Source organism: Pseudoalteromonas sp. CO109Y (assembly GCF_004208935.1).
Classification (GTDB): Bacteria; Pseudomonadota; Gammaproteobacteria; order Enterobacterales; family Alteromonadaceae; genus Pseudoalteromonas; species Pseudoalteromonas shioyasakiensis.
The window spans coordinates 13,759-27,831 of record NZ_SGPD01000034.1 but is presented as its reverse complement, the minus strand read 5'-3'; the positions used below and the strand labels follow the sequence as shown (position 1 = coordinate 27,831).

The 14,073-nt window shown below is 36.4% G+C and carries 12 protein-coding genes; all 12 read right to left on the bottom strand.

Annotated features, from left to right (window positions below; translation table 11 throughout):
* Positions 1 to 1,363: 1,363 nt before the first annotated feature.
* The 12 genes from rfaH to EXT43_RS14020 all read right to left on the bottom strand — a co-directional run bounded on the left by rfaH (position 1,364) and on the right by EXT43_RS14020 (position 14,070).
* Positions 1,364 to 1,849: a transcription/translation regulatory transformer protein RfaH gene (gene rfaH / locus EXT43_RS14075; RefSeq protein WP_058583906.1), complete on the bottom strand. Its 486-nt coding sequence runs from the start codon at positions 1,847 to 1,849 to the stop codon at positions 1,364 to 1,366.
* Between the two features lie 125 nt (positions 1,850 to 1,974).
* A complete protein-coding gene (locus tag EXT43_RS14070) occupies positions 1,975 to 3,141 on the bottom strand; it encodes a nucleotide sugar dehydrogenase (RefSeq protein ID WP_063529828.1) in 1,167 nt (388 codons plus the stop codon).
* 27 nt (positions 3,142 to 3,168) lie between these two features.
* Complete coding sequence (locus tag EXT43_RS14065) at positions 3,169 to 5,124, bottom strand: nucleoside-diphosphate sugar epimerase/dehydratase (protein WP_063529827.1); 1,956 nt, start codon at positions 5,122 to 5,124, stop codon at positions 3,169 to 3,171.
* A gap of 149 nt (positions 5,125 to 5,273) precedes the next feature.
* Positions 5,274 to 6,449, bottom strand: a complete 1,176-nt coding sequence (locus EXT43_RS14060; protein ID WP_130167246.1) for a DegT/DnrJ/EryC1/StrS aminotransferase family protein — start codon at positions 6,447 to 6,449, stop codon at positions 5,274 to 5,276.
* Positions 6,449 to 7,297 (bottom strand): 3-hydroxyacyl-CoA dehydrogenase NAD-binding domain-containing protein, encoded by an 849-nt coding sequence (locus tag EXT43_RS14055; RefSeq protein ID WP_130167245.1) that lies wholly within the window; start codon positions 7,295 to 7,297, stop codon positions 6,449 to 6,451. The genes EXT43_RS14060 and EXT43_RS14055 overlap by 1 nt, the downstream gene beginning before the upstream one ends.
* Entirely contained in the window at positions 7,297 to 7,932 is a 636-nt protein-coding gene (locus EXT43_RS14050) for an acetyltransferase (protein WP_130167244.1), read from the bottom strand. The genes EXT43_RS14055 and EXT43_RS14050 overlap by 1 nt, the downstream gene beginning before the upstream one ends.
* On the bottom strand, positions 7,929 to 8,528 hold the full coding sequence (locus EXT43_RS14045; RefSeq protein ID WP_130167243.1) for a sugar transferase: 600 nt from the start codon (positions 8,526 to 8,528) through the stop codon (positions 7,929 to 7,931). The genes EXT43_RS14050 and EXT43_RS14045 overlap by 4 nt, the downstream gene beginning before the upstream one ends.
* Positions 8,521 to 9,747, bottom strand: a complete 1,227-nt coding sequence (locus tag EXT43_RS14040; protein ID WP_130167242.1) for a glycosyltransferase family 4 protein — start codon at positions 9,745 to 9,747, stop codon at positions 8,521 to 8,523. Before EXT43_RS14040 ends, EXT43_RS14045 begins: the two co-directional genes overlap by 8 nt.
* Positions 9,747 to 10,616, bottom strand: a complete 870-nt coding sequence (locus EXT43_RS14035) for a glycosyltransferase family 2 protein (protein ID WP_130167241.1) — start codon at positions 10,614 to 10,616, stop codon at positions 9,747 to 9,749. Before EXT43_RS14035 ends, EXT43_RS14040 begins: the two co-directional genes overlap by 1 nt.
* A complete protein-coding gene (locus EXT43_RS14030; protein WP_130167240.1) occupies positions 10,606 to 11,829 on the bottom strand; it encodes a hypothetical protein in 1,224 nt (407 codons plus the stop codon). Before EXT43_RS14030 ends, EXT43_RS14035 begins: the two co-directional genes overlap by 11 nt.
* Positions 11,826 to 12,941, bottom strand: coding sequence for a hypothetical protein (locus EXT43_RS14025; RefSeq protein WP_130167239.1), 1,116 nt, complete (start codon positions 12,939 to 12,941; stop codon positions 11,826 to 11,828). Before EXT43_RS14025 ends, EXT43_RS14030 begins: the two co-directional genes overlap by 4 nt.
* The gene (locus EXT43_RS14020) at positions 12,934 to 14,070 is read right to left on the bottom strand and encodes a glycosyltransferase (protein ID WP_130167238.1); all 1,137 of its coding nucleotides are present in this window, start codon (positions 14,068 to 14,070) and stop codon (positions 12,934 to 12,936) included. Before EXT43_RS14020 ends, EXT43_RS14025 begins: the two co-directional genes overlap by 8 nt.
* Between the last annotated feature and the right edge of the window lie 3 nt (positions 14,071 to 14,073).

The following is a 14,073-nucleotide window of genomic DNA, read 5'->3' as shown; positions in this document are numbered from 1 at the left end:
TTCTAGGTTCTAGGTTCTAGGTTCTAGGTTCTAGGTTCTAGGTTCTAGGTTCTAGGTTCTAGGTTCTAGGTTCTAGGTTCTAGGTTCTTCAAGATTGTAAATCGTTGCTTGTGTGTGTTTGCAAGCGGTATCGCGTTATTAATACAAAAGCCTACTTAGTAGGAGGCGTTTTAACGCCGAAATTTTTCAACCATTCACGGCTAAAGCCGTTCCTACGGGATTGGCTACGCCTTACCCTTCAGAATTCGCCTTTTTGTAGGCGTGAAATTTATTTCGCGCGAATTATTAACAACAGCGCCGCGGTTGAGACGCGCCAAGCAAGCGTGACGCATACGACTTACCCTTGGGAATTCACCATTTGTAGGCGTGAAATTTATTTCGCGCGAAGCATTAACAACAGTGCCGCGTTTGAGACGCGCCAAGCAAGCGTGACGCCTACGCCTTACCCTTCGGAATTCACCATTTGTAGGCGTGAAATTTATTTCGCGCGAAGCATTAACAACAGTGCCGTGTTTGAGACGCGCCAAGCAAGCGTGACGCCTACGCTTTACCCTTCGGAATTCGCCTCTTTGTAGGCGTGAAATTTATTTCGCGCGAATTATTAATAACAGTGCCGTGTTTGAGACGCGCCAAGCAAGCGTGACGCCTACGCCTTACCCTTCGGAATTCGCCATTTTGTAGGCGTGAAATTTATTTCGCGCGAATTATTAACAACAGCGCCGCGTTTGAGACGCGCCAAGCAAGCGTGACGCCTACGCCTTACCCTTCGGAATTCGCCATTTTGTAGGCGTGGAATTTATTTCGCGCAAATTATTAGCAACAGAGCCGCGTTTGAGACGCGCCAAGCAAGCGTGACGCCTACGTCTTACCCTTCGGAATTCACCTTTTTGTAGGCGTGAAATTTATTTCGCGCGAATTATTAGCAACAGAGCCGTGTTTGAGACGCGCCAAGCAAGCGTGACGCCTACACCTTACCCTTCGGAATTCGCCTTTTTGTAGGCGTGAAATTTATTTCGCGCGAATTATTAATAACAGTGCCGTGTTTGAGACGCGCCAAGGAAGCGTGACGCCTACGCCTTGCCTAGCCCTCCGGGCACGCTTCCGCCCCTAGGTTGCAGTTCCTACGTACTGATTTTATTATTATTTGTTTTTTTACGTGTTAAATCTTAATGCTTACACCGTAGGAGGTGTTTTAACACCGAATATTCTTCCCCATTCACGGCTAAAGCCGTTCCTACGTTAATGTCGCGCGGAATCACGACTTATAAATTACCCGTTATGTAGGAGGCGTTTTAACGCCGAACATTTAAATCATGTTCACGGCTAAAAGCGTTCCTACGTTAATGTCGTTTTGAATCGCGACTTATAAACTGATTTCTTTATTATCTACACTTACGGTAACTTGTTTGTTCAATAAATTAACTAACAAAATGCTACGCATGTCACCATCTGACTCTTGGTAAATAGCTTGAACATTTTTAAATGACTCTGTGTTTAGGTAAACAACATCACCGGCTTTTGGTAGCGAAGATGTTACCTCACTCATATCACTCATAGATTTGAGTTGAGCAATTAACTGCTCAGGTACGATTTGAAATTTATGACCATAAGCAACAAAACCACTTACTCCACGGGTATTTTTTACCGCAGAAAAGTTACAGTTTTGCGAGTCTAGCTTTATAAATAAATAACTAGGAAAAAGAGGAGATGTACGAATTGAACGGCGACCTTTTACGATACGCTCGATTTTATGTTCGGGAAAGAATACTTCAAAACCTTGGTTTTGAAGGTTAGTTTGAGCTCTTAGCTCTTGTTTTGATTTACAAAAAAGTAAGTACCAACTTTCCATAGTCACACCTAAAATACTCATTTTCCTTAAAACCAATCCAAAAGGATTGGTTTTTATGAGCCAGCGATTATACGCAGAGAATTTAGGCGTGTCTATTACAAAATTGTTATTACCCCAAGTGAGAACTAATCACTACCAAACAGGTCTCTGGTGTACACTTTTTCTGCAACATCATCGAGCTCAGTTACCATTCTGTTGGCAATAATTACATCTGCAGAAGACTTTAATTCAGCTAGGTCATGGGTCACTTTAGAGTTAAAGAAAGTTTCTTCATGTAATTCAGGTTCATAAACTATCACTTCAACACCCTTAGCTTTGATTCGCTTCATGATGCCTTGAATAGCGGATGCTCTAAAGTTATCCGAACCAGCCTTCATGATTAAACGGTGAATACCCACTACCTTTGGCTTTCTTGCGAGGATCGACTCTGCGATAAAATCTTTACGAGTAGAGTTTGCGTCTACAATGGCGCGGATCATGTTGTTTGGCACGTTTTGATAGTTAGCCAATAATTGCTTGGTATCTTTAGGTAAGCAATAGCCACCATAGCCAAAGGAAGGGTTATTGTAATGACCACCTATACGTGGGTCTAAACTTACCCCTTCGATTATTTGTTTAGAATTTAAACCATGACTTTCTGCGTAGCTGTCAAGCTCATTAAAGTAGGCTACGCGCATAGCAAGGTAAGTATTTGAAAACAACTTAATGGCTTCTGCTTCAGTTGGATCAGTAAACAATACTTCAATCCCTTCTTTAATAGCCCCTTGTGCTAATAAATTTGCAAATGCCTCGGCGCGCTCTGATCGTTCACCCACAATAATACGCGATGGGTGTAAGTTGTCGTATAACGCTTTACCCTCTCTTAAAAACTCTGGAGAGAAAATAATGTTTCCTGTATTAAACTTTTGCTTAATGCTTTCGGTAAAGCCAACAGGTACAGTTGACTTAATAACCATTACTGCTGTTGGGTTTATTGTTTGTACATCAGCAATAACAGCTTCAACTGACTTTGTATTAAAGTAGTTGGTCTCTGGATCATAATCGGTAGGTGTAGCGATGATGATGAAATCTGCATTTTGATAAGCTAATTGCTTATCTGTAGTGGCAGTAAAACTCAGTTGTTTATTAGCAAGAAAATCTTCAATTTCTGTATCTGATATTGGCGACTTCCCGGCATTTAGTTGCGCTACTTTTTCTTCAACAATATCTAGAGCTACTACATTGTTATGTTGGGCCAACAACATGGCATTAGATAAACCAACATAACCTGTACCCGCGATTGTAATATTCATATATACCTAATTAAGCTACTTTATTTTTTACTTTGCATTCTTTAATACAGTTACGTTTTCGTTATTTTTTACACTCTCAAGCCAATGGAGGTCACAAATACCATCTGTGGGATTAAAGGCTGTTGGTGCTTCTAACAACAACTTACGAATAGAGTGGTGATCGTTTAAATCACATGACGATTTAAGCTCAAGTAAAACTTGTTCAAGCTCATCCCATGGCATTTTAACTTCGTGTGCACTCATGATTCTTTGATGATCAGTACCAACAACGTTATCACCAATCAATAGCTCTTCATAAAGCTTTTCACCAGGACGTAGGCCAGTACATTGAATTTCAATATCACCTTCAGGGTGTTTATTTGACTTCACTTCTAAGCCAGAGAGGTGGACCATCTTAGTCGCTAAATCCATTATTTTAACCGGTTCGCCCATATCTAAAACGAACACATCGCCACCTTTACCCATTGCACCTGCTTGAATAACAAGCTGTGCAGCTTCAGGAATCGTCATAAAATAACGAGTTATGTCTTTATGGGTTAAAGTGATAGGGCCGCCTTGCTTAATTTGTTGCCTGAATAATGGTACAACAGAGCCTGAAGAACCCAGAACATTACCAAAACGAACCATAGTAAAGCGCGTAGTTTTTTGCGTATCAGATAATGCTTGCAGCACTAACTCAGCCATACGTTTGGTTGTCCCCATCACATTGGTAGGTCGAACCGCTTTATCGGTTGAAATAAGTACAAAGGTTTCAACGTTATTTTCTATCGCAGCACGGGCAATGTTACTGGTGCCAAATATATTATTTTTAACACCTTCAATAACATTATGCTCAACTAAAGGCACATGCTTGTAAGCCGCAGCATGATATATAGTTTGCACTTTAAATGACGAAAGTGTCATTGAGATGAGTTTAAAGTTTTGAATAGAGCCAAGAATTGGCACTATTTCGATATTTAAGGAGTTTTGAAAAACGTAGTCTTTCAGCTCTTTTTCAATTGCATATAAGCCATATTCAGAAAGTTCAAACAAGACTAGCTTCGTTGGTGAGTTTTTAACAATTTGACGACAAAGCTCAGAGCCAATTGACCCACCTGCACCTGAAACCAAAACAACCTTATTTTGAATATTAGCAGACATTAATTCGGTGTTTGGCTCTACTGGGTCACGCCCTAAAAGATCTTCAACACCTACTTCTTTTATTTGTTCTAATGAAGTGTTCCCTGCTACCAAATCGGCCATTCCAGGAATCGTCATAACTTGTAGTTTAAAAGACTCAATTTCATTGAGGATTTCTTTTCTGCGGCTTCGGGTAGCACTTGGTAAAGCTAATAAAATTTTCGTGACTGATTTAGTAGCAACTACTTTTGCAATTTCTTTAGATGAAAAAACATTCAACCCTTGTACGAATGTATTTTGTTTTTTGGGGTCATCGTCTAAAAACGCAACTGGGGCATATTCAGGTCCATTAGCCAACGCAGTTGCTAATTGACGTCCAGCAGAGCCTGCACCGTAAATAACCACGCCTTCTTTTCTGCGCATAATGAGTTTACCGACGATCGCACGTACTGTTAATCGGCTACCACCAATAAGCAGCAAAGCGATACAAAAGTATATAACAGGTACAGTTCTTGGGACTTGCGCCCCAATAAAGAATGAAAGGCCAATTAGAGAGACCGTGGATAAGATCACACCTGCTAAAATTGCCCATAAAGCTTGAGAGTTAATATACCGTAAAACAGCACGATATAAGCCTAGCTTCACAAAAGCAGACAAACTTAATGGTAATACCCCTAAAAGTAATAACCAGTTCTGGTAGTCATAAAACTCTTTCAAGCTATCGAGTCTTAATATAAATGCAAGCCAAAAAGATAAAAATATAAAAAAAGTATCTATAATTAAAGAAACAACTCTTTTTTGGTTTCGCGGTAATTTGACAAGAGTATCTAAAAACAAGAAAGGGTCCCTATTAAAAAGTAACATATCAGTCCTACTCTAATTCTACTACATTAGGAACAACTAAAACAATTCCTATAATCTAGTTGAGCAGTGCTTAACAATCCTTTGCTTTTTTGTAAAAAAAAGTGGCAATTTGTTACCGGAGAAGCAACTAACTACCACTTAAGACTATGTTATTTAGATGCGGCTTCTAAAACCTCGTGTATAGCAATTGTAGTTTGCTGAATTTCATGCTGAGTTAGAGATGGATGTACAAGGAACATTAATGAGGTTTCACCTAACTGGACAGCATTTTTCAAGCGCTCAGCTGGTCGCCACAAAGTATTATCAAAAGCTTTTTCTAAATAAACTTCAGAGCAACTTCCTTGAAAACAGGGCACACCACGAGCTACTATTTCGTTAACTATTCGGTCCCGATCCCATCCTTCAGCTAAAGATTCAGGCTTTATAAACATATAATGCTTATACTCAGCATGCTCAATATATTCAGGTATTGACACTAAACGGACACAATTATAACCACTTGCAGCCTGATCTAGTTGTGCACCATAAGCTTGACGCTTTGCAGTCCAGTCACTCATACGAGTTAGCTGAATACGTCCAATTACAGCCTGCATCTCGGTCATACGCCAGTTAGTACCAAAGCTTTCATGTAGCCATCTAAATCCTGGAGGATGCTCGCGATTGTAAATGGCATCGAAGCTTTTACCATGATCTTTGTAGCTCCACATTTTTGACCATAACTCTTTAGAGTTTGTGGTAACCATGCCACCTTCACCGCCTGTAGTCATTATTTTGTCTTGACAAAAGCTCCAAGCTCCAATGTGGCCAATGCTCCCAACTGACTTACCTTTGTATTTTGCTCCATGTGCCTGAGCACAATCCTCAATAACATAGAATCCATACTCATTACTTAACGCCATGATTGCATCCATCTCAGCCGGCATTCCAGCTAAATGCACAACTATGACAGCTTTAGTTTTAGGAGTAAGTACGGCTTTAATAGACTCAGCTGTGATTGCTTGACTGTTAAGATCAACATCAGCAAATATTGGCGATGCACCTGCAGTAACAATACTGCTCGCAGAAGCTAAAAATGTACGAGGTGTAGTAATTACCTCATCGTCTGGACCTATATCTAATGCCTTTAAAGCAAGATCGAGAGCAAGAGTTCCATTACCTAACGCTACAGCGTACTCTGTACCAGTCCAAGCCGCAAATTCATTTTCAAATTCACGGCCTTCTGTACCGGTCCAATAATTAACTTTATTCGATAAAATAACGCGGCTAACAGCATCAGCTTCTTCTTGGGTAAAGCTTGGCCACGGAGAAAAAGGAGTGTTTAACATTACTTATACTCAAAAAAGCCTTTTTTAGATTTTCGCCCTAAATGATTTGCTCGAACCATTTTCCTTAGTAAAGGATGTGCTCGGTATTTAGGATCACCTGTTTCGCTATAAAGCGTTTCCATAATTGATAAATTCACATCATTACCAATTAAATCAGCTAGAGCTAATGGGCCCATCGGATGATGCGCACCAAGCTTCATAGCCTTATCAATATCCTCTGCTGTAGCAACACCTTCAGCTAAAATACTAACAGCTTCATTAATCATAGGAATAAGCATACGATTAACTACGAATCCAGGAGCCTCCTGCACAACCACAGGTGATTTACCTAACATCTTTGTTAGTGACTCTAACTTTTCCACAATAGAGCTAGATGTTTCATGACCAACAACAATCTCAACTAACTCCATTACGGGTGCAGGATTGAAAAAGTGCAAGCCTACAACATTTTTAGGATTAGGCAGTACACTGGCAAAAGCAGTAATTGATAGAGAAGAAGTGTTCGTTGCTACGATTGCATTATTGGACACTAAGTTAGATAGCTTAGAAAATAATTCCATTTTTACTGTAAAGTCTTCGGCTACAGCTTCTATAATTAAATCTGAATTCCTAATGACCTCTAAATCTGTACAGGCTTGTAATTTTTCAACAGATGTAGAAGCTTGCTCTTCGGTAATTTTAGACTTACGAATAAGTCGCTTCATACCTTTTTCGCAAATATCTATCACATTAGCTGCTTTAGCTTCTGTGCGAGCAATAATGTTAACCTTAGTAATCTGAACGCAGTTACAAATAACTTGGGCAATACCTGTTGCCATTGTACCTGAACCAATGATTGATACTTCCATTACTCAACAATCTCCTTGAGTTTCTTTGCTGGGTTACCTGCAAAAATAAATTTTTCCGGTATATTCTTAGTTAGAACCCCACCCATCCCAAGCATTGAACCGCCTTCTAGAGTTAGCCCCTGCCTAATTACAGCCCCAGTACCAACTTCAACCAAATCATGTAAGGTCACATTTCCTGAAATAGCAGCCATAGGTGCAACTGTTACAAAATCTCTAATTTCACACTCATGACCAACAGTGACATTAAGATTTAAAACACAGTGCTCACCAAGTTCAATGTCTGTTGTCAAAATAGTTCCAGCGCAAACAATAGCTCCTTTGGAAATTTTAACTGTGTTTGAGAAACGTACACTAGGATGTACTAAGATTGCGTAATCAGGGTCCCCTAAAAGCTTCATTTTATCAGCCACTAACTTACGCACACGAGGATTACCAATTGCAATTACAAACTGACAATCTGAAGCATATTCAATCCAAGAATCTATATTTCCCAAGACATTTACACCTTGAAGTTCAAGGCCATGAGTTTCGGAATTATCGTCTAAGACACCTCTAACTTTACGATTGCAATCATTAGCTAGCCAAATAACTTCTTTGGCAAAGCCTCCACCGCCAATAACTATAATATCTTTCATTCTTTATCACTACCTTTAAAGAGTGGCATTGTTGCTTCACCATCAGCACTAATACCTTCACGAACAAATACCTTTTTTACTGTTAAAAAAAGAATTTTTATATCAAGTAAAAAGCTATGATTATCGACGTACCAAACATCAAATTTAAACTTATCTTCCCAACTAATAGCATTTCGGCCATTAACTTGGGCCCACCCAGTTATACCTGGACGAACATCATGGCGTCGTGCCTGCTCTTTGTTATATAGAGGTAAATACTGAACAAGAAGAGGTCTTGGACCAACCAAACTCATCTCACCTTTGAGAACATTTATGAGACCAGGTAATTCATCCAAGCTTGTTGAACGTAAGAACGCGCCAAACTTTGTAATTCTTTTTTCATCGGGTAAGAGTCGGCCTTGACTATCTGTATCATTTAACATGGTTCTAAATTTAAGCATATTAAACACATGACCATTGAGACCTGGCCGCTCCTGCTTAAAAAGAATAGGTGAGCCTATATTGAATCGCACCAATAAAGATAAAATAAGCATTAGTGGGGATAATAAAAGCAAAGCAAAAAGCGAAACAATAAAATCAAAAAACCGCTTAATCATCACATGCTTCCAGTATCGTGTTCTCTAACTTTTTAGCCATAATATCTCTCGAAAAACGCTCATAAGAAAGTGTGCGGCAACTATCCTTTGCCAGGTTATATGCCTTCATATCAAATAAGAAATCTTTGATATTAATAACCGAACATTTATAGTTCCTATGGTCAAGAACAACACCACATTTAGACTCAAGTATAAATTCTTTTTGCCAGCCTCCGTAATTTATAGCAATCGGAGTCTGTGAGGCCAAAGAATCAAAAAGTTTATTAGCCGAATTATTCCACATCTCCTTTATAGGTCCAAATAATGAGAGTGATAAGTCGGCAGCGGAAAGAATCTTTACAATCTCCGTTTTAGGTACAGCAGGTAATATATAAAGATTCTTATTGAGAACTCCTGCACTTGACGCCTTCTCAATAACCTTTTCTTTCTCCATACCTTCACCTATTGCAACAAAGCATAACTCAGGTGCAATGTTCATAGCTTCCTTAGCTATTTCGACAAGGTACCCAACATCGTTGATCAAACCGAAAGTTCCTGTATAAACAATTAATTTACGGCCATTTAGAAAGCTAAAATTGGAGTTAATATAATTTTCACCAACGATACTATCGACATCAAAGAGTTCTGTATCACAACTGTTAGTAGCTAAGGTTATTTTACTTCTAGGTATCCCTTGCTGAGCAATACCATCACACATTCCGGGAGAAAGACCAACCAGGCGAGAAGAGTTTCTATATGTATACTTTTCTAACCACCTAGCAAAAGAAATTATTAATGGATTTTTAATCACCCCTGTTGCAATAGGAAGCTCTGGCCATAAATCTCTGACCTCAAAAACCAAAGGCTTTCCTTTAATTTTTGAATAGACTAATCCTGGAATCGCAATTGTAAGAGGAGTACTAGTAGCAAAAACCACATTGGATTTAACTTTTAAAGCTTTAAATGTAGAGCGAATAGAAAAGTTAATAAATTTAAAAATTCGCTTAATAAAACCATCATTATTAGAGTAATTAAGATTTAAGATATGAAGTTTAATTCCTTCAATTTCTAAATAATTCCATCCATTTTTTAAACTGAATTCATCAGATAAATAAGCCGAAGATGTAACAAAAGTCACATCATGGCCATTTTTAACTAACCTTTTAGCCATCTCATAAGAACGAGTTCCACTTTTAGAAGAAGGGGTAGCAAAATATTGATGCAAATATAAAATTTTCATTAGACTAACTTTCTTCTCCTAATAACACTAAAAATATGAGACCAACTATAAAAAATTTTATACCCTCTATAGCGACAGTAGAAATAACGACTTAAAAACTTATTAAAGCCGAATTTATAAGCTGAAAAAAGATGGCCTGACATAGCAGCTAGATTCGGGTCGCCTTTAGAAATAAGAAAGTCATTGTAGCGTGAAAGTGCATCGAACCTAGAGTCAATTACTTCTTCAGACAGTTGCTTTGTTAAGCTTTGATCACTTTCAACAACACAGTATATTTCATCAGTAGTAACAGCAATATTTTTAGCGAAATATGAACATTTCAAAGAAAAGTTAACATCGTTTGAAGCAATCACTTCATCAAAAAGTATATTGTTATCTACAATTAACTTTCTACTTACAAGTTTACTCCAAGGAACATGAAATCTGTATTTTATCGCATCTTTGCCTGTTTCAATAAAATCTAAGATAAGCTGTTTATAACTTAGGTGCCTTGTAGATGATTCTCCCGACTCTTTTCTACTCGTCGGTGTAAAAAAAACTAAATCATTTGATTTATGGCAATAATTATAAACTTTATCAAACGCACCTTCTAAAAAACAATCATCGGCATCAGCAAATAGAATAAATTGACCGACTGATTTTTGTAAGCCTAAGTTTCGCGCCGCTCCAGCCCACCGATGCCCTTGTAATTGCATAAAAGTAATAGAACGTTTATGTTTAGAAATTATATCTTCTATACTGTCAGAGTGATCATTAACAACAATTACTTCTAGCCAATCATGCTCAGGAATTGAAGATAACAGTTTGGATAAACTAGCCCTAGAGTTGTAGTAAGGTATAATTACTGATACAAGAACTTTATTTGGCACTCAAACCTCTCAACTTTAAAAGATAACCAACCATCAGCGCTGACATATATGATAGTTTTGACATTTCTACCATTACCCCACTAAATTGCGTTAAGGGTAAAGTAAAAGCCCATAAGAATACCACAAGCGGGTAAATAAAGTCATCTGATTTACGCAGTTCACGCATTTTTATAAATGAGAAGACTACAATAAAAAATACAACAAAATAATGGAAAAATATTGATAGGAGTCCATATCTAAAAAAGTATACAGCCGGTAATGATTCTAAACTTTCATCCCTTCCGAGCCCGCTTCCAAAAAAGATGCTCTTTTCATATGCTGAATTAAAAGCTGAAATTATTTGCTCAAAGCGGACATTCAAAGTTCCAGAGTTTGATGTATTCATTAATAATGTATCAAGAGACTTTAGTGAGCGAAGTTCTGTTGAGATAAGTAGATTAGAAATTACATCTTTATTAATAAAAAATAAAAACACTAACGCAAAAGGGAAGAAGAATAGAATAGACTTAAGCAATAAACTCTTAGATTTAAAAAAAGCATACAAATATATACAGATAAACAAAGAGAAAATCATCGACTTACTCTGTGATAATAAAACCAGCAGTGCTGTAAAGACGACTAAAAGGAAACCAAAAAGTGTAGTTTGATACTTGTTATAATTAATTAATGCCAAAAAGAAAAGAATCAGAAAAGCATAGCCTGAATAGTAACTAGTTCCAAAAAAGGTTACAGCATAAAATAAAAGTTCAAATCTAAACTCTCTTTTATAAAGATAAAAAACGAGCTCATGAAAATATGGCTGAGAGTTTAAAATCAACTCAACAAAAACATATAAAGTCGAAGCAAGAACAATCAAAGCCAGCCGTTGCTTACATACAAAATCAGAATTTTTGACAGCATCAATAGCGGCAATAGTTATCACCAACAACATCAATGGCCTTAAGTAGGAAAATCCACTTCCAATAGATATCTCTAAGCTTACGATGTCAAAAATAAAACTAACACTAAGTAATAATAAAAGGACTAAGTAATAACTTATAACAACCTTGTCACGGTAAAAATCAACACTTTTTTTATAAATAATCAGGTATAGTATTGAAAGTAAAAAAACTAAAATATTAATATGAACCTGAGAATTAACCATTATTGATGGAAATAATGGAAAAAAGAAAATGCTAAAGAATATTACAAAGTTGACCTTATCTTTTGTCACTTAGACACCATTTCAGAAGATACCTTAATAGGTGTAGTTAGTTTAATATCTAACAAAGCAATTTCATAAAGCCTAGCTAAACTTGTATGGTAGTCATGCACATTGACTGTATTACTGATTCCTGTAATCGAAAAATGCCTTTCAAGTGCTTTAATTGCATAATTCTCATCTGAAATAATATTTGAGAGTGCTATTGCCTCCTCAATACCTGGCGGATTATATTGATAAGAATATTTAGATTTCTTTAATGACTTTAAATATTGTTCAGATTTTATTACTGATATAATTTTCTCAAACTTTTTACTTTTGAAAAAAGCATGTTCTTTGAATTCAGAATATAAATAACTTAAGGCGACCAGGTTAAAGGAGTGATAACCTACAGATTTAGAATAAAGAGAACGCTTAATTTTAAAAGAATACATTTTATTGAAAAAATAATCTAAGATCGAACCAAATCCTAGGTTCTTTTCTATTTTAAAACTATAAATCGATGATTTATGATAGATAATTCCATCTGAATACAATTCTACATTGCTTAATACATTATCCATAAAGCTTAGGCTTTGCTCTTTTGCAATGCTAAAGTCCAACTTTGCAGCTATAGATGCAAACCAAAGTTGATGATTAAAAGTTTGGTCGAAGTCTCCAAAAGAGCCTTCTACATTCAATACCCTCCAAAGACTTCGGTTACTGTCAAATGAATGCATTCTATAAAGAGAAATAGCCTGCTTCATCAACTCACTATCATTATAAACTTTTGATGAATAGATTAATGCTTCCATGATCCACGCTTGTCCCATAACACCATTAGAGAAGTCTTTAAGAGGATTTTTTCGACAGAAAAATGCTGCTTTCATCGGGCGGAACTGTTCTGATAAAAGAAGATCAATAGCTTGATAAGAAAACTCTTTATATTTAATTTCTTTAGTTTCCTTATATATACAACTGAAAATTATTATCCAGTGTGCGATATTTCTAGCTCTTGTCTCTTCATCTTTATAAGGCCCATTATGCCCTGCTTCTATAGAATCCAGTGAAAAATCAAGCTTATCAGAGCCCTTAATTAAAATATCTAATAATGTTATATAGCCTGGAGTAGTATTATTATTCATTAATTTTTTCCATATAGTGATTAAAGACTGTTTCTAAATTAAAAACTTCTCTTGCTAATTTTTCATCACTTATAATACTTTCTTCATCCATCGAATTATCAACTAAATATAGAAACTTTTCTTTAAGGTTTTCAACTGAAATTTCTTCACATATAGACTGTGTTTTGAAACCTAATTGGCTAAGGTACTGGTAATTATCTAAGGGAGAAAGTATGTTTTTTGTTCCCCGTAAATAAGCATAAACGATACTTATCGTTAATTGATCTGTAGAACCAAAACAAATATTATAATCAGCGCTGTCATATAAATTCATTAGATCAATACCTTCGTACCATTTATCTATATCAATTTTAATGTTATTGCTTTGATCATAATCTATAATGGTTTTACGTATCTTTTTAAGTACTTCAGGATCGCAACCATAGGCACCAACTATATGTAACTGATGATGTGTATTACTAGGAAAAGCTTTACAAAATGCTTCAACTACTAGATCTACATTATTATATGAGTGCAATGCTCTAGTAGATAAAAAGACTTTGTTTTCTTTTCTCTTTTTAGGTTTCATTTCATGTTCATACCAATCTAAATCTGCTCCCCATGGACAACACAGAACCTTTTCACTGAACTGTGGAAACTCATTTAGGAAGTCATCTTTCGTTGTATGCCAGTTACAATGAATTACATCTACTTTTTCAAGAACCTCTATAAATTGTTTCAGCCCAGCTTTATCAAGTTCTTTTCTAAGATATTTTCTATAAAAGTCACTTCCATAAATGTTTAATATTGAATTTTTATGCTCTATCTTACTTAATACTTTCAAGTTAGTCGCTGGTGTATAGTTCCCTTGTAGAATTAATAAATCTTGTATTCCTTTTCTTTTTAGGAGGAATAAATAGAGGTCAAGTAAAAATAATGAAACACTTTTATTCCTTAGTTTTTGAATTACCTTTGGTAGTTTTTTATAACCATAAGGTGAAAAAACCTTAAAAGAGTGCTTCAAAGTACAAAGGGTTCGTGCCAAAAATGTAATTTCTAATTGCTTATTATTTTTAGTTTGATGGTTTAGGAAGTTGAACCACAATAATGCATTTCCGCCAGTGGCTTGACCAAAGAAAAAGATTTTCATTTA

Bases quoted from the DNA above. Each gene is read 5' to 3' on its own strand.
- rfaH (WP_058583906.1), bottom strand. From the start codon at position 1,849: ATGGAAAGTTGGTACTTACTTTTTTGTAAATCAAAACAAGAGCTAAGA.
- EXT43_RS14070 (WP_063529828.1), bottom strand. From the start codon at position 3,141: ATGAATATTACAATCGCGGGTACAGGTTATGTTGGTTTATCTAATGCC.
- EXT43_RS14065 (WP_063529827.1), bottom strand. From the start codon at position 5,124: ATGTTACTTTTTAATAGGGACCCTTTCTTGTTTTTAGATACTCTTGTC.
- EXT43_RS14060 (WP_130167246.1), bottom strand. From the start codon at position 6,449: ATGTTAAACACTCCTTTTTCTCCGTGGCCAAGCTTTACCCAAGAAGAA.
- EXT43_RS14055 (WP_130167245.1), bottom strand. From the start codon at position 7,297: ATGGAAGTATCAATCATTGGTTCAGGTACAATGGCAACAGGTATTGCC.
- EXT43_RS14050 (WP_130167244.1), bottom strand. From the start codon at position 7,932: ATGAAAGATATTATAGTTATTGGCGGTGGAGGCTTTGCCAAAGAAGTT.
- EXT43_RS14045 (WP_130167243.1), bottom strand. From the start codon at position 8,528: ATGATTAAGCGGTTTTTTGATTTTATTGTTTCGCTTTTTGCTTTGCTT.
- EXT43_RS14040 (WP_130167242.1), bottom strand. From the start codon at position 9,747: ATGAAAATTTTATATTTGCATCAATATTTTGCTACCCCTTCTTCTAAA.
- EXT43_RS14025 (WP_130167239.1), bottom strand. From the start codon at position 12,941: ATGAATAATAATACTACTCCAGGCTATATAACATTATTAGATATTTTA.
- EXT43_RS14020 (WP_130167238.1), bottom strand. From the start codon at position 14,070: ATGAAAATCTTTTTCTTTGGTCAAGCCACTGGCGGAAATGCATTATTG.